The sequence below is a fragment of the Streptomyces sp. TRM49041 genome (assembly GCF_008271805.1).
GTDB lineage: Bacteria > Actinomycetota > Actinomycetes > Streptomycetales > Streptomycetaceae > Streptomyces.
In genome coordinates this window covers 1-22288 of record NZ_VSRY01000173.1, presented here as the reverse complement: position 1 = coordinate 22288, position 22288 = coordinate 1, and the positions used below count along the sequence as shown (strand labels likewise).

Below are 22288 nucleotides of genomic sequence, written 5' to 3'. Positions count from 1 at the left end.
GCTGCTACGAGCGCGCTGCGTCAGACGCGGCGGCGCGGGTCACCTCCGCTCACGCGGAGACCGCTACCGAGTCAGACGCGGCGGCGCTTCGGCGGGCGGCAGCCGTTGTGCGGGGTCGGCGTCACGTCCTGGATCGAGCCGACCTCGAGGCCGGTCGCCTGCAGGGAGCGGATCGCGGTCTCACGACCGGAGCCCGGGCCCTTGACGAAGACGTCGACCTTGCGCATGCCGTGCTCCTGCGCGCGGCGGGCGGCCGACTCGGCGGCCATCTGCGCGGCGAACGGAGTCGACTTACGGGAGCCCTTGAAACCGACGTGGCCGGCGGAGGCCCAGGAGATCACGTTGCCGGTCGGGTCCGTGATGGACACGATCGTGTTGTTGAACGTGCTCTTGATGTGCGCGTGGCCGTGAGCGACGTTCTTCTTTTCCTTGCGGCGCACCTTCTTGGCAGCGCCCTGACGTCCCTTGGGGGGCATGTCTCTAACTCCTACGGGAGGTGGTCGGTCCTACAGCGAAGACCGTGGACAGTCGTCCGCTGCGGACTACTTCTTGCCCGGCTTCTTCTTACCGGCGATGGCGCGACGCGGGCCCTTGCGGGTACGAGCGTTCGTGCTGGTGCGCTGGCCGTGGACCGGAAGACCGCGGCGGTGACGAAGACCCTGGTAGCAGCCGATCTCGACCTTGCGGCGGATGTCGGCCTGGATCTCGCGGCGGAGGTCACCCTCGGTCTTGATGTTGTTGTCCACGTACTCGCGGATCTTGACCAGGTCCTCCTCGGACAGGTCACGAACGCGGGTGTTCGGGTTCACACCGGTGGTGGCGAGGGTCTCCTTCGCCAGGGTGCGGCCGATACCGAAGACGTAGGTGAGTGCGACCTCCACGCGCTTGTCGCGCGGGATGTCGACACCGGAAACGCGTGCCATTCAATGGCTCCTGTGTGCTCGGGGGTCTTCCGCAGTGCCGGTCCCGGCCGCCGACCCCTCTTGATCAAGAGAGGTGGTACGTCCAGGTCCCCGGCCCCCGCCGGAGGTACCGCCAGCCGGTATGGCCCGGCGGGCACTGCGTATGTACGTATTTACTTGCGTCGCGCGGGAACTGCGAGGTGCAGGTCGGCGTGCGTCAGCCCTGGCGCTGCTTGTGGCGCAGGTTGTCGCAGATGACCATGACCCGGCCGTGACGGCGGATCACCTTGCACTTGTCGCAGATCTTCTTGACGCTCGGCTTGACCTTCATGGGATGTGAGGTTCTCCGGGTCAGTGCCAGCACCCCGTAGGAGGGGGCGGACAAGATCTACTTGTAGCGGTAGACGATCCGGCCACGCGTCAGGTCGTACGGAGACAGCTCCACGACGACCCGGTCATCCGGAAGGATGCGGATGTAGTGCATCCGCATCTTGCCGCTGATGTGCGCGAGGACCTTGTGACCGTTCTGGAGCTCCACCTTGAACATGGCGTTCGGCAGGGACTCGATCACGGTGCCCTCAATCTCGATGGCACCTTGCTTCTTGGCCACGCTTCGCCCTTCGAATCGGCTACCTTGATCGACTCCCGCTGCCGTGTGCGAGCACACAGGTACACGAGAGCCGACGCATCAGTCTACGCGAGGCCCCTGGAAAAGACGAATCAGCGAAGCCTGCCCATCCGCGAAGATCCCTAAGCCGCCGGCCTCGCGGTCCTGGAGGGCGGCTTCAGGCCAGGGGGTCGGGGGCCGCGGTGACGCCGAGCTCCGCGAGCCTGGCCTTGCCGCCGTCCGGGGACGTGAGGACCAGGGGGCCCTCCTCCGTCAGGGCGACCGAGTGCTCCCAGTGGGAGGACCAGGTGCCGTCGATGGTGATGACGGTCCAGTCGTCCTCCAGGACCTCGGTCTTCGGCGTCCCCAGCGAGACCATCGGCTCGATCGCCAGACAGAAGCCGGGCACCAGCTTCGGCCCCTTGCCGCGCTTGCGCGAGACGTAGTTCAGCAGGTGCGGGTCCATGTGCATCTCGGTGCCGATGCCGTGGCCGCCGTAGTCCTCGACGATCCCGTACTTGCCGCCGCCCGGCTTCGGCTGGCGGCGGATGTACGTCTCGATGGCGCGCGAGATGTCCAGCAGCCGGTTGCCGTTCTTCATCGCGGCGATGCCGGCCCACATCGAGTCCTCGGTGACCCGCGACAGCTCCACCAGCTCGGGCGCGTGCCCGGAGCCCACGAACGCTGTGTACGCCGCGTCACCGTGCCAGCCGTCGACGATGGCGCCCGCGTCGATGGAGATGATGTCGCCGTCCTTGAGGACGACGTCCTCGCTCGGGATGCCGTGGACCACGACATCGTTCACCGACGTACAGATCGTCGCCGGGAAGCCCCCGTACCCCAGGAAGTTCGACTTCGCGCCGTGGTCGGCGAGGACCTTGCGCGCCGCCTCGTCCAGGTCCTTGGTGGTGGCGCCGGGGACGGCCACCTCGCGCGTCGCCTCGTGGATGGCGGCGACGACCAGCCCCGCCTCGCGCATTTTCGCGATCTGCTCCGGGGTCTTGATCTGCACCATGACGGCAAACGCCTTTCTTAGACAGTTCTCGGTACCACCATACGGGCGTGTCGTACCAACGGCTTCGGCCGCGGCGCCCCGGGAGGGGCACCGCGGCCGAAGCGCGGAACGTGACTGGTTGCCTACGTGGGACCTACGCCGCGCCCGACGTGGCCTGCTCGCCACGGAGGGCCGCCATGGCCCGGTCGGTCACGTCGTTGACCTTGCCGAGCGCGGAGATCGTGACGACCAGGCCCTGGGCCCGGTAGTGGTCGATGATCGGCTCGGTCTGCGTGTGGTAGACCTCCAGCCGCGTCCGGACGGTCTCCTCGGAGTCGTCCGCGCGCTGGTACAGCTCGCCACCGCAGTGGTCGCAGATGTCGTCCTGCTTCGCCGGCGAGTACGTGACGTGGAAGACGTGCGCGCTGTCGTTGCGGCAGATGCGGCGGCCGGCGATACGTCGCACGACCTCGTCCTCGGGGACCTCGAGGTCGAGGACCGCGTCGAGCTTCATGCCCTCGGCCTCGAGCATCGAGTCGAGTGCCTCGGCCTGCGCCACGTTCCGCGGGAAGCCGTCGAGCAGGAAGCCGTTCTCGGCGTCCGGCTGCTCCATGCGGTCCTTCGCCATACCGATGGTGACCTCGTCGGGGACCAGGTTGCCGGCGTCCATGTATGCCTTGGCCTGCTTGCCGAGGTCCGTGCCCTGACTGATGTTTGCCCGGAACAGGTCGCCCGTGGAGATGTGCGGAATCGAGAGATTCTTGGCAAGGTACGCAGCCTGCGTTCCCTTGCCGGCACCGGGCGGTCCGACGAGGACGATTCGCATCAGCGGAGGAACCCTTCGTAATTGCGCTGCTGGAGCTGGCTCTCGATCTGCTTCACGGTCTCCAGCCCCACACCCACGATGATGAGGATGCTCGTCCCGCCGAACGGGAAGTTGGCGTTCGCGCCGCCGAAGCCTGCCAACGCCATTGTCGGCACAAGAGCGATCAGACCCAGGTACAGCGAGCCCGGCCAGGTGATCCGGTTGAGCACGTAGCTCAAGTACTCAGCAGTAGGTCGACCAGCCCGGATACCCGGGATGAAGCCACCATACTTCTTCATGTTGTCGGCGACTTCCTCGGGGTTGAAGGAAATGGCCACATAGAAGAAGGCGAAGAACACGATGAGGAAGAAGTAGACCACCGTGTGGATGGGCTTGCCGTCCACCAAATGCTGCTGAACCCAGGCAGACCACCCCGTGGCGCCACTTCCCGCGAACTGGACGATCAGGATCGGGATGTAGAGCAGCGACGAGGCGAAGATGACGGGAATCACACCCGCCTGGTTCACCTTGAGAGGGATGTACGTCGAGGTGCCGCCGTACGACCGGCGGCCGATCATCCGCTTCGCGTACTGCACCGGGATACGGCGCTGGGCCTGCTCGACGAAGACCACGAGGGCGACCATCACGAAGCCGATCAGGATGACCGTGCCGAACTCGATCCAGCCCTTGGCGAGCTTGCCGCTCTCCTTGATGGCCCAGAGGGAGCCGGGGAAGCCGGCGGCGATCGAGATGAACATCAGGATCGACATGCCGTTGCCGACGCCGCGGTCGGTGATGAGCTCACCGAGCCACATGACGAGGGCCGTGCCGGCGGTCATGGTGATGACCATGACGATGATCGTGAAGATCGACTGGTTGGGGACGATCTGGCTCGCGACGCTGCAGCCGCTGAAGAGCGCACCGCTCTTCGCGGTGGCCACCAGGCCGGTGCCCTGCAGGATGGCCAGGGCGACGGTCAGATAACGCGTGTACTGCGTGATCTTGGCCTGACCGGACTGGCCCTCCTTCTTCAGGGCCTCGAGCCGCGGGATGACCACGGTCAGCAGCTGAAGGATGATGCTCGCCGTGATGTACGGCATGATGCCGAGCGCGAAGATGGTGATCTGCAGCAGGGCACCGCCGCTGAACATGTCCATCAGTCCGAGCAGGTTGTTGTTGCCCTGCTGAGCCTGCTTGACACATTGCTGGACGTTCTCGTAGTCCACACCGGGAACGGGGATGTGCGCACCGAGCCGGTAGAGCACGATGATGCCGAGCGTGAAGAGCAGCTTCTTACGCAGGTCGGGCGTCTTGAACGCCCGGGCGAACGCGGTGAGCACGGTGCCTCCTGCGACCCCCGAGCTAGCGCGTCAGAGGCGACGGGTTTGAAGAATCATCGGTTACTTGGCAAGGCGGCACTGTGCTGGCACAGGCCGCCCGAAGATTAATGGCGCTACCCTACCCGGCCTTGCGGCACACGGGAAACATCTCCCATCGCCCCCGGGCCGGGGCGCCCTGCGGATCGCCCCCTACACCCCGGCTCCGACGTTCACCCCTAAGCGGGACGGTCATGACGTGGAGCACCCCTCTGACCACGGTGAGTACGCCGCCGGGGATCCGTCGCGGGTCACCGCGGGCCGTCCGGAGGGACGCCCACCAGGACGGTGCGCTTCAGGGGCGCGCACAAGGGCTCCCGCGGCGCCGTGCGGGGAAAAGCGCGACGGCCTGGGCGGCGCCCCGAAGGGCGGCCACCCAGGCCGTTGGTGTCAGCGCGACGCTCAGACGAGCTCGGTGACCGAACCGCCCGCGGCGGTGATCTTCTCCTTGGCGGAGCCGGAGACGGCGTCCACCGTCACCTGCAGCGCCACGGAGACCTCGCCCTGACCCAGCACCTTGACGAGCTGGTTCTTGCGAACCGCGCCCTTGGCGACCAGGTCGGCGACCGTCACCTCGCCGCCCTCGGGGTAGAGAGCAGCGAGCTTGTCCAGGTTCACGACCTGGTACTCGGTCTTGAACGGGTTCTTGAAGCCCTTCAGCTTCGGGAGACGCATGTGGAGGGGCATCTGGCCACCCTCGAAGCGCTCCGGAACCTGGTAACGGGCCTTCGTGCCCTTGGTACCACGACCGGCCGTCTTACCCTTCGACGCCTCACCACGACCGACACGGGTCTTGGCGGTCTTGGCGCCGGGGGCGGGACGGAGGTTGTGGATCTTGAGCGGGTTCTGCTCCGCCATGATCAGTCGACCTCCTCGACCGTCACGAGGTGGCGGACGGTGTGCACCATGCCGCGGAACTCGGGGCGGTCCTCCTTGACGACCACGTCGTTGACCCTCTTCAGGCCGAGCGAACGCAGCGTGTCACGGTGGTTCTGCTTGCTGCCGATGTACGACTTCGTCTGCGTGATCTTGAGGCGAGCCATTACGCACCCGCTCCCGCACGCGCCCGCAGCAGGGCCGCGGGGGCGACGTCCTCGAGCGGCAGACCGCGGCGGGCCGCGATCTCCTCGGGACGCTGCAGGCCCTTCAGGGCCTCCACGGTGGCGTGCACGATGTTGATCGCGTTGTCGGAGCCGAGCGACTTCGACAGGATGTCGTGGACGCCCGCGCACTCGAGCACGGCACGCACCGGGCCACCGGCGATAACACCGGTACCGGGGGAAGCCGGCTTGAGCAGGACGACGCCCGCGGCCTTCTCACCCTGGATGGGGTGCGGGATGGTGCCCTGGATACGGGGGACCTTGAAGAAGTGCTTCTTGGCCTCCTCCACACCCTTGGCGATGGCGGCCGGCACCTCCTTGGCCTTGCCGTAACCGACACCCACGGTGCCGTCACCGTCGCCCACCACGACCAGCGCGGTGAAGCTGAAGCGACGACCACCCTTCACAACCTTGGCGACGCGGTTGATCGCGACAACGCGCTCAACGTACGCGGTCTTCTCGGCGGCAGCAGCGCCGCCGTCACGGCCCTTCCGGTCCCGCCGCTCGCCGCCACCGGCACCGCTTCCGCGGCGCTGGGGTCCAGCCATTGGAATTACCTCTCTTCGTTTTCCGCTGAGCTACGGAACCGGCTCAGAACTTCAGGCCGGCTTCGCGGGCGGCGTCCGCCAGGGCGGCGATGCGCCCGGCGTACTGGTTACCGCCACGGTCGAACACGACAGCCTCGACGCCGGCGGCCTTGGCACGCTCGGCCACGAGCTGGCCGACCTGCTTGGCCTTCGACGACTTGTCGCCCTCGCCGCCGCGGATGGACGCGTCCAGGGTCGACGCCGACGCGAGGGTGTGCCCCGCGATGTCGTCGATGACCTGAGCGGTGATCCCACGGTTGGACCGGGTGACGACGAGGCGCGGACGCTCCGGCGTACCCGAGACCTTCTTGCGGATGCGGATGTGGCGACGCTTGAGAGCAGCGCCCTTGTAGGCCTTGCCCTTGGCAATCTTCACGCCGTATGCCATGGCTTACTTACCAGCCTTTCCGACCTTGCGGCGGATGACCTCGCCCGCGTACTTCACGCCCTTGGCCTTGTACGGGTCGGGCTTGCGCAGCTTGCGGATGTTCGCGGCGACCTCGCCGACCTTCTGCTTGTCGATGCCCTCGACCGAGAACTTGGTCGGCGACTCGACCTTGAAGGAGATGCCCTCGGGGGCCTCCACCAGGATCGGGTGGCTGTAGCCGAGCTGGAACTCCAGGTTGGAGCCCTTGGCGGCGACGCGGTAACCGACACCGCTGATCTCGAGCGCCTTCGTGTACCCCTGGGTCACACCGGTGATCATGTTGGCCACCAGCGTGCGGGACAGGCCGTGAAGGGCCTTGTTCTGACGCTCATCGTTCGGACGGGTGACGTTGAGAACGCCCTCCTCGCCCTTCGCGATCTCGATCGGTGCGGCGACGGTGTGGCTCAGGGTGCCCTTGGGGCCCTTCACCTGGACCGTACGGCCATCGATGGTGACGTCCACGCCGGCGGGAACCGTGATGGGGAGCTTGCCGATACGCGACATTGGCTTTTCCTCCGTTCCCGACTACCAGACGTAGGCGAGGACTTCCCCACCCACGCCCTTCTTCTGCGCCTGCTGGCCGGTCAGGAGGCCGTGCGACGTGGAGATGATCGCCACGCCGAGACCGCCGAGGACCTTCGGCAGGTTGGTGGACTTCGCGTAGACCCGGAGGCCGGGCTTCGAGATCCGCTTGATGCCCGCGATGGAGCGCTCACGGTTCGGGCCGAACTTGAGCTCGAGGACGAGGTTCTTGCCGACCTCGGCGTCCTCGACCTTCCAGCCCGTGATGAAGCCCTCCTGCTTGAGGATCTCCGCGATGTGAGACTTGATCTTGCTGTGCGGCATCGTCACGGTGTCGTGGTACGCCGAGTTCGCGTTCCGCAGACGCGTAAGCATGTCTGCGATCGGATCAGTCATGGTCATGAATTGGCCTTCGGCCTCTCTCGCCGGGGTTTCCTGTATGCGCCATCCCTCTCCCCACTCATGGGCGGGACGGGTGCGGCGCGGGGACCTACGGCGTAGTAAGTCGTACGGGCGGCAGGCGCCCAACCCCACAAGACTACGTCATGCGGAGAAGGGCCCCTGCCGACCAGATGCTTACCGAGAGCCCGGTATCAACCCGACAGGGCTGGTTACCAGGAGCTCTTGGTCACGCCCGGCAGCTCGCCACGGTGAGCCATCTCACGGAGGCACACGCGGCACAGGCCGAACTTGCGGTAGACGGAGTGGGGACGACCGCAGCGCTGGCAGCGCGTGTAACCACGCACGCCGAACTTGGGCTTGCGGGCGGCCTTGGCAATGAGAGCCTTCTTCGCCACGGCTCACGCCTCCTTGAACGGGAAGCCGAGGTGACGGAGGAGCGCGCGGCCCTCAGCGTCGTTGGTCGCCGTGGTGACCACGGTGATGTCCATACCCCGGACGCGGTCGATCTTGTCCTGGTCGATCTCGTGGAACATGACCTGCTCCGTGAGACCGAAGGTGTAGTTGCCACGGCCGTCGAACTGCTTGGGGGACAGACCACGGAAGTCGCGGATGCGCGGGAGCGCGAGCGACAGGGTGCGGTCCAGGAACTCCCACATGCGGTCGCCACGGAGCGTGACGTGGGCACCGATCGGCTGACCCTCACGCAGCTTGAACTGCGCGATGGACTTGCGGGCCTTGGTGACGGCCGGCTTCTGACCGGTGATCGTGGCGAGGTCCTTGATGGCACCCTCGATCAGCTTGGAGTCGCGGGCGGCGTCGCCCACACCCATGTTGACCACGATCTTGACGAGGCCCGGGACCTGCATGACGTTCTCGTACGAGAACTCCTCACGCAGCTTGCCCGCGATCTCCTCGCGGTACTTCGTCTTCAGACGCGGAGTGGTGGTGGTAGCCATCAGATGTCCTCACCCGTCCGCTTGGCAACGCGGATCTTGTTGCCCTCTTCGTCGAAGCGGTAACCGACGCGGGTCACGACCTTGTTGCCGTCCTTCTCCACGACGAGCTGAACGTTGCTCACGTGGATGGGGGCCTCGACCGTGACGATGCCGCCGGCCTGCGAGGCGCGGCCCGGCTGGTTCGCCTTGGTGTGCTTCTTGACCCGGTTGACACCCTCGACCAGGACACGGTCCTCGCGGGGGTAGGCCGCGATGACCTTGCCCTGCTTGCCCTTGTCCTTGCCGGTGATGACCTGGACCAGGTCGCCCTTCTTGATCTTCATGCTTACAGCACCTCCGGCGCGAGCGAGATGATCTTCATGAACTTCTTCTCGCGCAGCTCACGGCCCACGGGGCCGAAGATACGGGTGCCGCGAGGGTCGCCGTCGTTCTTGAGAATGACAGCGGCGTTCTCGTCGAAGCGGATGTACGAGCCGTCCTGGCGGCGGCGCTCCTTGACGGTGCGAACGATGACCGCCTTGACGACGTCACCCTTCTTCACGTTGCCACCGGGGATCGCGTCCTTGACGGTGGCGACGATGACGTCACCGATGCCCGCGTAGCGGCGACCGGAGCCACCGAGCACACGGATGCAAAGGATCTCCTTCGCACCAGTGTTGTCGGCGACACGCAGTCGCGACTCCTGCTGGATCACGTCTATCTCCTGAATGTCTGCCGGTTCCCGGCGCCCGTGGGCGAACCCACGGGGCGCCGAGCCTGGCGGAACGAACCTGAAGGGTTACCCCTTCAAGTGATTACTTGGCCTTCTCGAGGATCTCGACGACGCGCCAGCGCTTCGTCGCGGACAGCGGCCGGGTCTCCATGAGGAGGACACGGTCGCCGACACCCGCGGCGTTCTGCTCGTCGTGCGCCTTGAGCTTGTTCGTACGGCGGATGACCTTGCCGTACAGCGCGTGCTTGACGCGGTCCTCGACGGCGACGACGACGGTCTTGTCCATCTTGTCGCTGACGACCAGACCCTCACGGGTCTTGCGGAAACCGCGAGCGGTCTTCTCTTCAGTCACGTTGCTCTCGCTCATCAGGCGCTCTCCACCGTCTCGATGCCCAGCTCGCGCTCACGCATCAGGGTGTAGATCCGGGCGATGTCCTTACGGACGGCCTTCAGCCGGCCGTGGTTCTCGAGCTGACCGGTCGCCGCCTGGAAGCGGAGGTTGAACAGCTCTTCCTTGGCCTCGCGGAGCTTGCCGACAAGCTCCTCGTTGCTCAGCTCGCGCAGCTCGGACGCCTTGGTACCGGCCGACATCACGCCTCACCTGCCTCGCGCCGAACGATCCGGCACTTCATCGGAAGCTTGTGAGCAGCGCGGGTAAGCGCCTCACGCGCAATCTTCTCGTTCGGGTAGGACAGCTCGAACATCACCCGACCGGGCTTGACGTTCGCGACCCACCACTCCGGGGAACCCTTACCGGAACCCATGCGGGTCTCGGCGGGCTTCTTGGTCAGCGGGCGGTCCGGGTAGATGTTGATCCAGACCTTGCCGCCACGCTTGATGTGGCGGGTCATCGCGATACGAGCCGCCTCGATCTGGCGGTTGGTCACGTACGCCGGGGTGAGGGCCTGGATGCCGTACTCGCCGAACGCAACCTGCGTACCACCCTTGGACATACCGCTGCGCTTCGGGTGGTGCTGCTTGCGGTGCTTGACCCTACGGGGGATCAGCATTTCGGTCAGGCCTCCGTTCCGGTGCTCTCAGCCGGAGCAGCGGCAGCGGCCTCGGCCTTGGGGGCCTCGGCGGCGGCGCTCTGCTGCTGCGGCTTGCGGCCGCGACCGCCACGCTCGCCACGGCCACCGCGGGCCGGGCGGTCGGAACCGCCACGGGCCGGGCGGTTGCCGGCACGGGCGGCGGCGTTCTCGGCGCGAACCTCGGCGATGTTCTTGACGTCGCCCTTGTAGATCCAGACCTTCACGCCGATGCGGCCGAAGGTGGTCTTGGCCTCGAAGAAGCCGTACTCGACGTTCGCGCGGAGCGTGTGCAGCGGCACACGGCCCTCGCGGTAGAACTCCGAGCGGGACATCTCGGCGCCGCCGAGACGGCCACCACACTGGATCTTGATGCCCTTGGCGCCCGCCTTCATGGCCGACTGCATGCTCTTACGCATGGCGCGGCGGAAGGAGACGCGGGAGGACAGCTGCTCGGCAACGGCCTGGGCCACGAGCTGAGCGTCGACCTCGGGGTTCTTGACCTCGAGGATGTTCAGCTGGACCTGCTTGCCCGTGAGCTTCTCGAGGTCACCGCGGATGCGGTCGGCCTCGGCGCCACGGCGGCCGATGACGATGCCCGGGCGGGCGGTGTGGATGTCCACGCGGACACGGTCACGGGTGCGCTCGATCTCAACCTTCGAGATGCCGGCGCGCTCCATGCCGGACGTCATCATCCGACGGATGGCGACGTCTTCCTTGACGTAGTCCTTGTACAGCTTGTCGGCGTACCAACGCGACTTGAAGTCGGTGGTGATGCCGAGCCGGAACCCGTGCGGGTTTACCTTCTGGCCCATTACCGGGTTCCTTCCTTGCTGCTGACGACCACGGTGATGTGGCTGGTCCGCTTACGGATCCGGTAGGCACGGCCCTGGGCGCGCGGCCGGAACCGCTTCAGGGTCGGGCCCTCGTCCACGTACGCCTCGCTGATGAACAGCGACGAGGCGTCGGTGTGGTCGTAGTTGTGCGCGGCGTTGGCGATGGCGCTGTCCAGCACCTTGCCGACCGGCACGCTCGCGGCCTGCGGGGCGAAACGCAGGACCGCCTGAGCCTCCGTGGCGTCCATGCCACGGATGAGGTCCACCACGCGGCGGGCCTTCATGGGCGTGACGCGGATGTACCGCGCCTGGGCCCTGGCTTCCATGGTTGTCCCTTCAGTGTCTGTCATGGTCATTCACCCCGCCTTAGCGGCGCTTCGACTTCCGGTCGTCCTTGACGTGACCCCGGAAGGTGCGCGTCGGCGAGAACTCGCCGAGCTTGTGGCCGACCATGGACTCGGTGACAAACACCGGGATGTGGGTCTTGCCGTTGTGCACCGCGATCGTGTGGCCGAGCATGGCCGGGACGATCATCGAGCGACGGGACCAGGTCTTGATGACGTTCTTGGTGCCGGCTTCGTTCTGGGCGTCCACCTTCTTGATCAGGTGGTCGTCGACGAAGGGCCCCTTCTTGAGACTCCGCGGCATCTAAACCCGCTCCTAGCGCTTCTTGTTCGTCTTGCGGCGGCGGACGATGTACTTGTTGCTCGCCTTCTTGGGAGAACGAGTACGACCCTCCTTCTGACCCCACGGGGAGACCGGGTGGCGACCACCGGAGGTCTTGCCCTCACCACCACCGTGCGGGTGGTCAACCGGGTTCATCGCCACACCGCGGACGGTCGGGCGAACGCCCAGCCAGCGCTTACGGCCGGCCTTGCCCCAGTTGATGTTCGACTGCTCGGCGTTGCCGACCTCACCGATGGTGGCGCGGCAGCGGACGTCGACCAGGCGGATCTCACCGGACGGCATGCGGAGGTGGGCCATCGAGCCCTCCTTCGCGAGCAGCTGCACGGAGGCACCCGCGGAGCGGGCGAACTTGGCGCCACCGCCGGGACGGAGCTCGATCGCGTGGATCGTGGTACCGACCGGGATGTTGCGGAGGGCCAGGTTGTTGCCGGGCTTGATGTCGGCGCCGGGACCGTTCTCGATCCTGTCGCCCTGGTTCAGGCCACGGGGGGCGATGATGTAGCGCTTCTCGCCGTCCGCGTAGTGCAGGAGCGCGATGCGCGCGGTGCGGTTCGGGTCGTACTCGATGTGAGCGACCTTCGCCGGCACGCCGTCCTTGTCGTGACGACGGAAGTCGATCACTCGGTAGGCGCGCTTGTGGCCACCGCCCTGGTGGCGGACGGTCACACGACCGGTGTTGTTACGGCCGCCCTTGCTGTGCAGAGGGCGGACCAGCGACTTCTCCGGCGTGGACCGCGTGATCTCGACAAAGTCGGCGACGCTGGAGCCACGACGGCCCGGAGTCGTCGGCTTGTACTTGCGGATACCCATTTCTCAGTCCTCGTCCGATATTCGGACGATCCAGACCGCCCTTAGGCGGTCGGACCGCCGAAGATGTCGATACGGTTGCCCTCGGCAAGGGTCACGATGGCGCGCTTCGTGTTGGCGCGCTTGCCGTAACCGGTGCGGGTGCGCTTGCGCTTGCCCTGGCGGTTGATCGTGTTGACCCCGGTGACCTTGACCGAGAAGACCGCCTCGACAGCCTGCTTGATCTGGGTCTTGTTGGCGCGCGGGTCGACGACGAACGTGTACTTGTTCTCGTCCAGCAGCGCGTAGCTCTTCTCGGAGACAACCGGCTTCACGAGAATGTCGCGCGGGTCCGTGAAGGTCTTGCTGGTGACGACGGCCTCAGTCATCAGGCGTCGCTCCCTTCGGTCTCAACGGCGGCCTTGGGGCCAGACACGAAGGACTCGAAGGCGGCCTTGGTGAAGACCACGTCGTCGGAGACGAGCACGTCGTACGTGTTCAGCTGGCCCGGCTCCAGGATGTGCACCTGGGGCAGGTTGCGGGCGGAGAGCCACGCGGCCTCGTCGGAGCGCTCGGCGATCAGGAGCAGGTTCTTGCGCTCCGAGATCTTGCCGAACAGCGTCTTGGCGGCCTTGGTGGACACCGCACCCTCGACCACGTCGCTGATGACGTGGATACGGGAGTGGCGGGCCCGGTCGGAGAGGGCACCGCGCAGCGCGGCGGCCTTCATCTTCTTCGGGGTCCGCTGCGAGTAGTCACGCGGCACGGGGCCGTGGACGACGCCACCGCCGGCGAACTGCGGCGCACGGGTCGAACCCTGGCGCGCGCGGCCGGTGCCCTTCTGGCGGTAAGGCTTCTTACCGCCACCACGGACCTCGCCACGGGTCTTGGTCTTGTGCGTGCCCTGACGGGCAGCGGCCAGCTGTGCGACGACGACCTGGTGGATCAGCGGAACGCTGGTCTTCGCGTCGAAGATCTCCGCGGGGAGCTCGACGGTCCCGGCCTTGTCGCCTGCCGGCGAAAGGATGTCAATGGTGCTCATCGTTACCTCAGGCCCCCTTGGCCGCGGTACGGACCAGGACGAGGCCGCCGTTCGGACCGGGGACCGCGCCCTTGATGAGCAGCAGACCCTTCTCCGCGTCAACGGCGTGGACGGTCAGGTTCTGGGTGGTGACCCGCTCGTTGCCCATACGGCCCGCCATGCGGAGGCCCTTGAACACACGGCCCGGGGTGGCGCAGCCACCGATGGAGCCGGGGGAGCGGTGCTTGCGCTGGGTGCCGTGACCGGCGCCGAGGCCCTTGAAGTTGTGACGCTTCATGACACCGGCGAAGCCCTTGCCCTTGCTCTTGCCGGTGACGTCCACCTTGACGCCCGACTCGAACACGGCAGCGGTGATCTCCTGGCCGAGCGTGTACTCGCTGGCGTCAGCGGTACGGAGCTCCACCAGGTGGCGGCGCGGGGTGACGTCGGCCTTGGCGAAGTGGCCCTTGAGGGGCTTGTTCACCTTGCGCGGGTCGATCTCGCCGAAGGCGATCTGGACCGACTCGTAGCCGTCAGTGTCGTTGGTGCGGACCTGGGTGACGACGCAGGGCCCGGCCTTGACGACGGTCACCGGGACAACCCGGTTGTTCTCGTCCCAGACCTGGGTCATGCCGAGCTTCTCGCCCAGGACGCCCTTAATGTTCTTAGCCATCTCGCGCGTCACCTCAGAGCTTGATCTCGATGTCGACGCCGGCCGGCAGGTCGAGACGCATGAGCGAGTCAACCGTCTTCGGCGTGGGGTCGAGGATGTCGATGAGGCGCTTGTGCGTGCGCATCTCGAAGTGCTCGCGCGAGTCCTTGTACTTGTGCGGCGACTTGATGACGCAGTACACGTTCTTCTCAGTGGGCAGCGGCACCGGGCCCGCGACCGACGCACCAGTGCGGGTCACCGTCTCGACGATCTTCTTCGCCGAGGAGTCGATGACCTCGTGGTCGTAGGCCTTGAGCCGGATGCGGATCTTCTGTCCCGCCATGGCTACTCAGTAGTCCTGTCTCTCGTAACGCTCTGGAACCTGGTGGGCTCTTATGTCTTCTCCGACCCACGCGGTCGGGCGTGTCGCATTCCCTCTACGGAAGACTCCCGAAGGATTTCCCAACCGAGGGGGTGCGGGCCTTGGACCGCGGACCGGGGGAAGGACACCCACCGGGTGCCTGGTCGGCGCCCCGCTGACACTTCCCGGAAGATTCCCGTACGTCCGTCCCTGATCAGGGACGACGAGTACTGTGGGACTCGCTTCCGGTCCTCCCGGCGGGAGGCGCGCAGCATCGGCACTCAACCGAGCAACCCGGACAGTCTGCCATACGGGGCGGCATCGCCGCCAATCGAGCCGAAGAGAATACCCCGGGGGCTGTGTCGATCAAACCGGCACGCGGAGTCGCGGCGCGGGCCGCGGGCCGGACCGCCGCTCCGGGGCCCCGGCGGGGGCCGCGCCGGGCACGGGTGCCGCGCCGGGCCCCGGGGGCGGTGGTCAGGTCCTGGCGGTCTCGCCCCTGATCGCTCTCAGGCAACAGGTACGCACCGCTCGCGGACCGCCCGCATCAGGAGCCGCTGCCGCTTCCGCAGGGGTTCTCCGAGGCCCGGAACGTCCCGGCCCCGGGAGTAGGCGTCGGCGTGGTGCTCGTGTGGATGTGTGCACGGGAGCGGGCGCTGTCGCCGGCGTCCACGCGCGGCTGGCGCCCGCGGGCCCCGCGCCCGGCCGTCGCCTTCCGGCGACCTCATCGCCTGGCACGGGGCGGGGGCGGTCAGCGCCCTTGCGTGCGGGGACTTCAGACCGTGCCCGACTTGGCGATGGTGACCTTCTTGCGGGTCGCGCCGCCGGACGTGCCGAGCTTCTCGATGGCCCTCACCACGTCCATGCCTTCGACGACCTCGCCGAAGACGACGTGGGCGCCGTCCAGCCAGGAGGTGACGACGGTGGTGATGAAGAACTGCGAGCCGTTGGTGTTCTTGCCCGCGTTCGCCATCGACAGGAGGCCGGGCTTGGAGTGCTTGAGCGTGAAGTTCTCGTCCTCGAAGCGGTCGCCGTAGATGCTCTTGCCGCCCGTGCCGTTGCCCCTGGTGAAGTCACCGCCCTGGAGCATGAAGTCCGGGATCACCCGGTGGAACGAGGAGCCCTCGTAACCGAAGCCGTGCTCGCCCGTCGCCAGCTCGCGGAAGTTGCGAGCAGTCTTGGGCACGACATCGTCGTACAGCTTGAAGACGATCCTGCCGGCCGGCTGGTTGTCGATGGCGATGTCGAAGAAGACGTTGGATCCCATGAGCCGATCATGTCACGTGGTGCGTCCCCGGACCGCTATCTGCCGTGCTCCACGAGGGGGGTCAGGCCGTCGAGGAGGGCCTGGAGGCCCAGTTCGAAGACGGCGTCGAGATCGAGGTCGTAGCCGGACTCCGTGAACTCCGCCAGCAGGCGGCCGATGGCGGGGAAGCGGCCGGACGCGGCCAGGGCCTGGACGGCCGGGGCGGAGTCGTCCATGTACTCGTCCCCGGTCCGCCCCGTCGCCGCGCTCGCCTGGTCCTCCTGCTCCAGGTTGGCGGCGACGCCCTGGACGTGCACGTAGATCATCACCTGGATGTTCATGCGGGTCGTCGCGTCGAGCCCGTGGCCCTCCAGCGCCGCGAGGAGCCAGTCGCCGTGCGCGAGGAGGTTCGGCAGCATCAGTGGCCGGGTGACCGGGCCGAGGTGGGCCAGCCAGGGGTGGCGGCGGTGGAGGCACCACAGGGTGCGGGCGCCGAGCTCCAGGCGGGGCCGCCAGCCGCCGGGCGGGGGCGCGCCGAGGTAGCCGAGTTCGCCGTACGCGGTGTCGGCCATCAGGCCGATCAGCTCTTCCTTGCCGCCGATGTGGCGGTACGGGGACATGGCGGCCACTCCCAGGCGGGCGGCGATGCCGCGCATGGAGAGGGCGGCCAGCCCCTCGGTGTCCGCGATCTCGATGGCGGCGGCCACCACGCGCTCGCGGGTGAGTTCGCCGTCGGGGGCCGCCGGCCGGGCCGCCGTCGGCTTCGGTTCCGGCTCCGGCTCCGGCGGGGTGCGGCGGTCTGCGACGACCGTTCCGGCGCGGGGCCTGGCCTCCACGTACCCCTCCAGGCGGAGCGTCGTGAGCGCCTTGGTGGCGGTGGCGAGGGCGACGCCCCACCGCTCGGCGAGACGGCGGGTGGAGGGGACGCGGTCGCCGGGGGCGAGTTCGCCGCCGTCGATACGGCGCCGGAGATCGGCGGCGATGCGGAGGTAGGGCGGTTCCGCCATTTTTTCTCCCGGCTGCAAGACCTGTACTAGCACAGACCCTACCAGCAAGGACGCCGACACCGGCCCAACTGCCCTATGACAGAACCAGCAAAGCCCCACTTGGCGACGGTCGCGTACGCCGTACATTCAGCGGCGTACACCGTACGGACACAGTCACACGAGGGAGCACGGGCATGCGGGACGTACTGATTTCCGGAGGCGGCATCGCGGGAACCGCGCTGGCGTACTGGCTGCGGCACCACGGGTTCGCGCCGACCGTCGTCGAACGGGCTCCGGCGCCCCGGCGCGGCGGGCAGGCCATCGACGTCCGGGGCGCCGCGCTCGACGTCGTGGACCGGATGGGGCTGCTGGAGGCGGTACGGGAGCACCGCACGCACATGCGGGGCATGTCGGTCCTGGCCCCCGACGGCACGGAGGTGCACCGCTCGACGGAGTACGCGCGGAGCAGCGGCCGCCTGGACGGCGACGACGTCGAGCTGATGCGCGACGACCTGGTGCGGCTGCTGCACGGGAGCACGCGGGACGGCGTGGAGTACGTGTACGGCGACGCGATCGAAGCACTGGAGGACACGGCCGACGGCGTGCGGGTCGCGTTCCGGAACGGGCCGGACCGGGTATTCGACCTGGTGGTGGGCGCCGACGGGCTGCACTCGGGGGTGCGGCGCCTGGCCTTCGGCCCCGAGGAGCGGTTCAGCCACCACATGGGCATCTACCTGTCCGTCTTCACGGCCGAGAACTTCCTGGGCCTGGAGGACTGGCAGGTGTGGCTGAAGGAATCCGACCGCGGTTTCGCCGCGATGACGGTACGCGGCAACGCCGAGCTGCGCGTGGCCCTCGGTTTCGACTCCGCGCCGCTGGACGGCGACCACCGGGACACGGAGTGGCTGCGGGACCTGATCGTGGAGCGCGCGGAAGGCATGGCCTGGTCGGAGTCCCGGAAGCTCGCGGCGTACGCGCGGGACGCGGAGGACTTCTTCTGCGACGCGATGGCCCAGGTGCGGATGGACCGCTGGTCGCGGGGCCGGGTGGTCCTGCTGGGCGACGCGGGGTACTGCCCGTCGCCCGTGTCGGGCCAGGGGACGAGCCTGGCGCTGGTGGGGGCGTACGTCCTGGCGGGTGAGCTGGCGCGGGCGGGCGGCGACCACGCCGCCGGCTTCGCCGCGTACGAGGAGCGGATGCGGCCGTTCGTCGAGCTGAACCAGGCGCTGGCGACGGAGAACCCCGACGGCCCGGCCCCGGAGGAGTCGGTGGACCGGGCGAAGAACGCGATCGCCCTGGACGCGGCGTAGCGCACCACGTTCGAGGGCGTGCTCGCGCCCGCCTCCTCGCGTGTTCGCGTTTCCCTACCGTCTCGGCAGCCCCATGCGCTGCCGCTGTGAAGCCGGTCAGGGGCGCTGGGCGTACGTGACGAAGCGGGCCCAGGCACGCGGGGCGACGGCCAGGCGGGGGCCGTCCGTGTTCTTGGAGTCGCGTATGTGGACGGTGGCGGGGGTTGCGGCGACCTCGACGCACGAATCGCCCTCCGTGCCGCTGCTGTAGCTGCTCTTGAACCACGACAGTTCGAAGGAGTTTCCGGCAGAGGTCTTGCGGATCATGTCTCTCCCAGCACTTGCTCGATAAGGGCCAGCGATTCGCGAGGGCTGAGTGCCTGCGCCCGGATGGCACCGAACCGCAGCTCAAGGATCCGAAGCCGTTTCGGGTCTGAGGTCGGGCGCCCGTTGAACGCCCCATCGGCACGCCCAACGGCCGTACCATCGCTGAACTTCAGCACCTCGATCCTTCCGTCCAGTCCGGGGTGCTGCCCACTGCGCATCGGCATCACCTGGAGCGAGACGCTACGCAACCGCCCAACCTCCAACAGACGTTCGAGCTGTTGTCGCCACACCATTGTGCCCCCGACCGGTCGCAGCATCGTCGCCTCTTCCTGGACGAAGCTCAGCGCCGGGACGGGTGACCGCTCAAAGATCGATTGCCGGGCCATGCGGGCGGCGACCATGCGCTCCACCTCGTCTTGCGAGTACGCGGGCAGCCTTGCCTCGAACAGGGCCCGCGCATGTTCCGGGGTCTGCAACAGGCCATTGACACTGTTGCTCTCGTAGACGCCGATCTCGACCGCTCGCGCCTCCATCCGAGCGAGATCCCGAACCTTCTTCGGGTACCGCGCTTCCTCAACGTCCTTCTTCATCGCGGTGATCAGGCCATCCGCCCTGAGGACTCTGTCCGCCCTGTCCAAGTACTCGGGGCGAGGGATTCGCCTACCCGCCTCCACCTTGTACACAAGGTCCTCGCCGTACCCGACGGACTCCGCGAACTCCGCCACCTTCAGACCCAGCGACTCCCGGCGCAGCCTGAGCTGCCGCCCAACCGCCGCGACTACGGCCGCACCCGACGCGTCGCTGGGGTCCACCTCCCAGCCCGGCTCCTCCGTGTCATTCACCGTCATCCGCCCCACCTCCAACGCGCGACCACACCTGGGCACCTCTTGCCCATGCGCCCCTCCGGACAGGCCGGACAGCCACGGACAAGCCACGGACAGTGACTGTACGCATCCGTCGAATCACTGGCCGCCACAGAGCCCCCTCGCCAAAGATCTGTGACATGGACCACAGATACGCTCAATTCCTTGCGCCCGCACGCGACTTCACCATGCGAATTCACGCCTCTCGCCAAGGCGCACGGCTCGCGCGCGAGCTTGCCGCCGTGTGGCTGCGCGACCGGGAGCCGACCCGTCCCGTCGCGGACACCGCGCTCCAGCTCGTGGCCGAGCTCGCCGCCAACGCCGTTCTGCACGGGCGCGTGTCCGGGCGGGACTTCCTGCTGGAGCTGCACCTCACGGACGGCGACCGGACCCTTCGCATCGAGGCGACGGACACCCGGTGCGAGCGGGTACCGCCGGCGCGGCCGCCGCACTCGCCGCCACCTGACAGTGAGCACGGGCGTGGGCTCGTACTCGTCGAGGCGCTGGCCGATCGGTGGGGCGTGGCGGAGGGGCCGGTTCCGCGCAAGACCGTGTGGGCCGAGATCGACCTCGCACCGGAGTACGGGCGGCCGTGTTCCGGTGGGCCCGGCGGCCCTCCCCAAGGAGCAGACGGAGAGAGAGGGCCTCTCCCAGCCCCTCCCCCCTCCCTCCCTCCACGCGGCCTCACCTTGTCGGGTGAACCTGGCCAATCGGGCTGGCGTCGGGGCGGGTTGGGCGCTCTAGGCTCTCCGTGACATATACCGCAGACATACCCGGCACCCGGGAGTTGTCGCTGCCGGCCATCGGGCCGCCTCCACATCCAGTCGCTGCCGACCGCTGCCCGCGTGGACATCAAGACGCTCGCGGCCTGGTTCCCGGAGGGCGCCCGCTGGCTCACCGGACGGCTGCCGGCCGCCGGGTGACTCCACCCGCCCCGGCGAGAGCCGCTCCAGAACCGCGACCACGCGCCCACACCGGAGGCGTGCGGCGACTGCCGTAACGCCCCTCGCCCCACACCATCACTCACCTGACAAGGAGCCCTATGGTCAGCTCACCTCACGAAGCCATGCACCGGATCTTCCAGGAGTACCCGGAACTCTTCTCCAGCGTCTCCGCGGTACTCGGCGTCGACATCCCCCGCCCCACGTCGGTCAGGGCCTTGCCCAACGACCTCACCGAGGCCCGGCCCGTCGAGCGGCGCGTCGACACCCTGCTGCACTTCGAGACCGAAGCCGACTGCGGATTCCTCGTCGCCGTCGAGGCTCAGGGCAAAAAGGACCCCGCCAAACCCGCGAGCTGGGCGTATTACGCCACGTATCTGCACAACAAGTACGGGCTCCCGCCCTTGCTCCTGGTCGTCTGCCAGGATCGCGCCACGGCCGAGTGGGCGACGCAGCCCGTGCGTATCGGCCCGGCCTGGTGGCCCACGGTCACCGTGCAGCCCATGGTCGCCGGACCGCACAACCTGCCCGTGATCACCGATGCCGCCGAGGCACGCAAGGACCTGGCGCTCGCCGTGCTGTCCGCGATCACGCACGCGTCCGGCCAGGAGGCCGGTGCCATACTGAAGGCACTGTCCACCGCGCTGCGGGGCATGCCCGAAGACCTCGTCAACCCTGTCGTCGAATTCACCGCACTGGGCCTGGGCAACCGCCAGGCCCAGCAGATCTGGAGGAACCTGGTGGCCGTGGACCTTTCCTTCTACAAGTCGTACATCTCGGAAGAGATCCGGGAAGAGGGCCGCGAACAAGGCCGTGTGCAGGGCGAGGCGAAGGCACTTCTACTCATCCTGGAACAGCGAGGCATCGCGGTCACCGATGAGGCCCACGAACGCATCGCAGGCTGTGAAGACCCTGAGATCATGGAGCGCTGGCTGGCGCGCGCTCTCACCGTGACCACCGCCGAAGAGATCTTCGGCGGCGAGTAGTAGCCCCGGCGGGGGCCGATCCGCCTCGGGCGGGTCGGCCCCCGTCCCTGTGGTGCTGTGGTGACGCCGTTAATCGGTCGAGCGGCGCGGTCCCGGCTCCTACAGTGGCCCGGCATCGCACTGTCATCGGGGGGCTGGTTCACCATGCGCACGCACTATCCGCGTACGCCGCATCTGCCGTGGTCGCCGGGGGCCGCGCGGGACGATGTACGGGTCGCGGACCTGTCGGGTTTCGTCGGGCGTGAGGTCGTGGTCACCGAGAAGCTCGACGGGGAGAACACCACCCTGTACTCCGACGGGCTGCACGCCCGGTCGCTGGACTCGGCGCACCACCCCTCGCGGGCCTGGGTGAAGGGCTTGCAGGGGCGCATCGCGGCGCACCTGCCGGAGGGGTGGCGGGTGTGCGGCGAGAACATGTACGCGCGGCACTCGCTTCCGTACGAGGAGCTGGAGAGCTACTTCTACGGGTTCTCCGTGTGGGACGAACTCCACTGGTGCCCGGGGTGGGACTACACCGTGGGCCTCCTGCGGGGGCTCGGGATTCCCACGCCGCGCGTGCTGTGGCGCGGGGTGTTCGACGAGCGGGCTCTGCGGCGGCTGCGCGTGGACACCGGGCGGCAGGAGGGGTACGTCGTACGGACCGCCGACGGGTTCATGGCCGGGGAGTTCGGGCGGCGCGTGGCGAAGTGGGTGCGGCCCGGACACGTACAGACCGGTACGCACTGGATGCATGCCGCCGTGACCCCGAACGGGCTCTCCGCGAGGGCCGCGCTCTGGGACGTGCGGTCCGGAGCGGCGCCCGACCCGCGGGCGCTGGCCCGCGCGGTCGGTGTGGCGGACCGGGACGGAGACGCGGGCGCCGCCGCCGAGGCCGCCGCGCGGCTCGGGG

The 22288-nt window shown here is 67.9% G+C and carries 36 protein-coding genes; 4 read left to right on the top strand and 32 right to left on the bottom strand.

The features are described 5' to 3' along the window. Positions 1 to 71: 71 nt before the first annotated feature. The 30 genes from rpsK to FVS66_RS32770 all read right to left on the bottom strand — a co-directional run bounded on the left by rpsK (position 72) and on the right by FVS66_RS32770 (position 17014). Entirely contained in the window at positions 72 to 476 is a 405-nt protein-coding gene (gene rpsK, locus FVS66_RS32920) for a 30S ribosomal protein S11 (protein WP_003948617.1), read from the bottom strand. A gap of 66 nt (positions 477 to 542) precedes the next feature. Continuing rightward, a complete protein-coding gene (gene rpsM / locus FVS66_RS32915; RefSeq protein WP_149184905.1) occupies positions 543 to 923 on the bottom strand; it encodes a 30S ribosomal protein S13 in 381 nt (126 codons plus the stop codon). Between the two features lie 196 nt (positions 924 to 1119). After that, a complete protein-coding gene (gene rpmJ, locus FVS66_RS32910) occupies positions 1120 to 1233 on the bottom strand; it encodes a 50S ribosomal protein L36 (protein ID WP_003956441.1) in 114 nt (37 codons plus the stop codon). Between the two features lie 57 nt (positions 1234 to 1290). After that, entirely contained in the window at positions 1291 to 1512 is a 222-nt protein-coding gene (gene infA / locus FVS66_RS32905) for a translation initiation factor IF-1 (protein ID WP_003956442.1), read from the bottom strand. 175 nt (positions 1513 to 1687) lie between these two features. Then, positions 1688 to 2524 (bottom strand): type I methionyl aminopeptidase, encoded by an 837-nt coding sequence (gene map, locus FVS66_RS32900; RefSeq protein ID WP_149184904.1) that lies wholly within the window; start codon positions 2522 to 2524, stop codon positions 1688 to 1690. 133 nt (positions 2525 to 2657) lie between these two features. Further along, on the bottom strand, positions 2658 to 3329 hold the full coding sequence (locus FVS66_RS32895; RefSeq protein WP_149184903.1) for an adenylate kinase: 672 nt from the start codon (positions 3327 to 3329) through the stop codon (positions 2658 to 2660). Continuing rightward, positions 3329 to 4648, bottom strand: coding sequence for a preprotein translocase subunit SecY (gene secY / locus FVS66_RS32890; RefSeq protein ID WP_149184902.1), 1320 nt, complete (start codon positions 4646 to 4648; stop codon positions 3329 to 3331). The genes FVS66_RS32895 and secY overlap by 1 nt, the downstream gene beginning before the upstream one ends. A gap of 438 nt (positions 4649 to 5086) precedes the next feature. Further along, positions 5087 to 5542, bottom strand: a complete 456-nt coding sequence (rplO, locus tag FVS66_RS32885; RefSeq protein WP_149184901.1) for a 50S ribosomal protein L15 — start codon at positions 5540 to 5542, stop codon at positions 5087 to 5089. A gap of 2 nt (positions 5543 to 5544) precedes the next feature. Further along, complete coding sequence (gene rpmD / locus FVS66_RS32880) at positions 5545 to 5727, bottom strand: 50S ribosomal protein L30 (RefSeq protein ID WP_071273185.1); 183 nt, start codon at positions 5725 to 5727, stop codon at positions 5545 to 5547. Beyond that, a complete protein-coding gene (gene rpsE / locus FVS66_RS32875) occupies positions 5727 to 6332 on the bottom strand; it encodes a 30S ribosomal protein S5 (RefSeq protein ID WP_030201551.1) in 606 nt (201 codons plus the stop codon). Before rpsE ends, rpmD begins: the two co-directional genes overlap by 1 nt. 43 nt (positions 6333 to 6375) lie before the next feature. Next, the gene (gene rplR / locus FVS66_RS32870) at positions 6376 to 6759 is read right to left on the bottom strand and encodes a 50S ribosomal protein L18 (protein WP_149184900.1); all 384 of its coding nucleotides are present in this window, start codon (positions 6757 to 6759) and stop codon (positions 6376 to 6378) included. 3 nt (positions 6760 to 6762) lie between these two features. Then, positions 6763 to 7302 carry a 50S ribosomal protein L6 gene (gene rplF, locus FVS66_RS32865; RefSeq protein ID WP_149184899.1) on the bottom strand — a complete coding sequence of 180 codons (540 nt, stop codon included), beginning with the start codon at positions 7300 to 7302 and terminating at the stop codon, positions 6763 to 6765. A gap of 21 nt (positions 7303 to 7323) precedes the next feature. Then, complete coding sequence (gene rpsH / locus FVS66_RS32860; protein WP_010473942.1) at positions 7324 to 7722, bottom strand: 30S ribosomal protein S8; 399 nt, start codon at positions 7720 to 7722, stop codon at positions 7324 to 7326. A gap of 209 nt (positions 7723 to 7931) precedes the next feature. Beyond that, positions 7932 to 8117 carry a type Z 30S ribosomal protein S14 gene (locus FVS66_RS32850; protein ID WP_003948630.1) on the bottom strand — a complete coding sequence of 62 codons (186 nt, stop codon included), beginning with the start codon at positions 8115 to 8117 and terminating at the stop codon, positions 7932 to 7934. 3 nt (positions 8118 to 8120) lie between these two features. Beyond that, positions 8121 to 8678, bottom strand: a complete 558-nt coding sequence (rplE, locus tag FVS66_RS32845) for a 50S ribosomal protein L5 (RefSeq protein ID WP_149184897.1) — start codon at positions 8676 to 8678, stop codon at positions 8121 to 8123. Beyond that, entirely contained in the window at positions 8678 to 9001 is a 324-nt protein-coding gene (rplX, locus tag FVS66_RS32840) for a 50S ribosomal protein L24 (RefSeq protein WP_149184896.1), read from the bottom strand. The genes rplE and rplX overlap by 1 nt, the downstream gene beginning before the upstream one ends. 2 nt (positions 9002 to 9003) lie before the next feature. Then, the gene (gene rplN / locus FVS66_RS32835; protein WP_003956455.1) at positions 9004 to 9372 is read right to left on the bottom strand and encodes a 50S ribosomal protein L14; all 369 of its coding nucleotides are present in this window, start codon (positions 9370 to 9372) and stop codon (positions 9004 to 9006) included. A gap of 100 nt (positions 9373 to 9472) precedes the next feature. After that, positions 9473 to 9757: a 30S ribosomal protein S17 gene (rpsQ, locus tag FVS66_RS32830; protein WP_067283945.1), complete on the bottom strand. Its 285-nt coding sequence runs from the start codon at positions 9755 to 9757 to the stop codon at positions 9473 to 9475. After that, on the bottom strand, positions 9757 to 9981 hold the full coding sequence (gene rpmC / locus FVS66_RS32825; RefSeq protein WP_010473947.1) for a 50S ribosomal protein L29: 225 nt from the start codon (positions 9979 to 9981) through the stop codon (positions 9757 to 9759). Before rpmC ends, rpsQ begins: the two co-directional genes overlap by 1 nt. Next, positions 9981 to 10400: a 50S ribosomal protein L16 gene (gene rplP, locus FVS66_RS32820; protein ID WP_017949658.1), complete on the bottom strand. Its 420-nt coding sequence runs from the start codon at positions 10398 to 10400 to the stop codon at positions 9981 to 9983. Before rplP ends, rpmC begins: the two co-directional genes overlap by 1 nt. 5 nt (positions 10401 to 10405) lie before the next feature. Next, positions 10406 to 11233, bottom strand: coding sequence for a 30S ribosomal protein S3 (gene rpsC, locus FVS66_RS32815; RefSeq protein ID WP_149184895.1), 828 nt, complete (start codon positions 11231 to 11233; stop codon positions 10406 to 10408). Then, positions 11233 to 11580, bottom strand: coding sequence for a 50S ribosomal protein L22 (gene rplV, locus FVS66_RS32810; protein ID WP_009327087.1), 348 nt, complete (start codon positions 11578 to 11580; stop codon positions 11233 to 11235). Before rplV ends, rpsC begins: the two co-directional genes overlap by 1 nt. A 40-nt stretch (positions 11581 to 11620) precedes the next feature. After that, positions 11621 to 11902: a 30S ribosomal protein S19 gene (rpsS, locus tag FVS66_RS32805; protein WP_010036728.1), complete on the bottom strand. Its 282-nt coding sequence runs from the start codon at positions 11900 to 11902 to the stop codon at positions 11621 to 11623. Between the two features lie 12 nt (positions 11903 to 11914). Next, entirely contained in the window at positions 11915 to 12751 is an 837-nt protein-coding gene (gene rplB / locus FVS66_RS32800; protein WP_023587027.1) for a 50S ribosomal protein L2, read from the bottom strand. Positions 12752 to 12792: 41 nt separating this feature from the next. After that, a complete protein-coding gene (gene rplW / locus FVS66_RS32795) occupies positions 12793 to 13116 on the bottom strand; it encodes a 50S ribosomal protein L23 (protein ID WP_023587028.1) in 324 nt (107 codons plus the stop codon). Beyond that, the gene (rplD, locus tag FVS66_RS32790; RefSeq protein WP_149184894.1) at positions 13116 to 13769 is read right to left on the bottom strand and encodes a 50S ribosomal protein L4; all 654 of its coding nucleotides are present in this window, start codon (positions 13767 to 13769) and stop codon (positions 13116 to 13118) included. Before rplD ends, rplW begins: the two co-directional genes overlap by 1 nt. A 7-nt stretch (positions 13770 to 13776) precedes the next feature. Beyond that, positions 13777 to 14421, bottom strand: coding sequence for a 50S ribosomal protein L3 (gene rplC / locus FVS66_RS32785; RefSeq protein ID WP_149184893.1), 645 nt, complete (start codon positions 14419 to 14421; stop codon positions 13777 to 13779). A gap of 13 nt (positions 14422 to 14434) precedes the next feature. Further along, entirely contained in the window at positions 14435 to 14743 is a 309-nt protein-coding gene (rpsJ, locus tag FVS66_RS32780) for a 30S ribosomal protein S10 (protein ID WP_003948644.1), read from the bottom strand. A 793-nt stretch (positions 14744 to 15536) separates the two neighbouring features. Then, a complete protein-coding gene (locus tag FVS66_RS32775; protein WP_149184892.1) occupies positions 15537 to 16028 on the bottom strand; it encodes a peptidylprolyl isomerase in 492 nt (163 codons plus the stop codon). 35 nt (positions 16029 to 16063) lie between these two features. After that, positions 16064 to 17014, bottom strand: coding sequence for a GntR family transcriptional regulator (locus FVS66_RS32770; RefSeq protein ID WP_149184891.1), 951 nt, complete (start codon positions 17012 to 17014; stop codon positions 16064 to 16066). Positions 17015 to 17187: 173 nt separating this feature from the next. Between FVS66_RS32770 and FVS66_RS32765 the strand changes: the two genes are divergently transcribed. Next, complete coding sequence (locus FVS66_RS32765; RefSeq protein WP_149184890.1) at positions 17188 to 18303, top strand: FAD-dependent monooxygenase; 1116 nt, start codon at positions 17188 to 17190, stop codon at positions 18301 to 18303. Positions 18304 to 18399: 96 nt separating this feature from the next. Here the strand turns inward: FVS66_RS32765 and FVS66_RS32760 are convergent, their stop codons facing one another. Both FVS66_RS32760 and FVS66_RS32755 read right to left on the bottom strand, forming a co-directional pair. Then, positions 18400 to 18609 carry a DUF397 domain-containing protein gene (locus FVS66_RS32760; protein WP_149184889.1) on the bottom strand — a complete coding sequence of 70 codons (210 nt, stop codon included), beginning with the start codon at positions 18607 to 18609 and terminating at the stop codon, positions 18400 to 18402. Then, entirely contained in the window at positions 18606 to 19457 is an 852-nt protein-coding gene (locus FVS66_RS32755; protein WP_149184888.1) for a helix-turn-helix transcriptional regulator, read from the bottom strand. Before FVS66_RS32755 ends, FVS66_RS32760 begins: the two co-directional genes overlap by 4 nt. A gap of 155 nt (positions 19458 to 19612) precedes the next feature. On the opposite strand from FVS66_RS32755, the gene FVS66_RS32750 reads away from it, so the two are divergent. The 3 genes from FVS66_RS32750 to FVS66_RS32735 form a co-directional block, all read left to right on the top strand. Beyond that, complete coding sequence (locus tag FVS66_RS32750; RefSeq protein ID WP_262387343.1) at positions 19613 to 20227, top strand: ATP-binding protein; 615 nt, start codon at positions 19613 to 19615, stop codon at positions 20225 to 20227. A gap of 287 nt (positions 20228 to 20514) precedes the next feature. After that, a complete protein-coding gene (locus FVS66_RS32740; RefSeq protein WP_149184887.1) occupies positions 20515 to 21399 on the top strand; it encodes a hypothetical protein in 885 nt (294 codons plus the stop codon). Positions 21400 to 21543: 144 nt separating this feature from the next. Further along, positions 21544 to 22288, top strand: a 745-nt coding sequence (locus tag FVS66_RS32735; RefSeq protein ID WP_187645805.1) for an RNA ligase family protein, incomplete at its 3' end; no start/stop codon positions are given.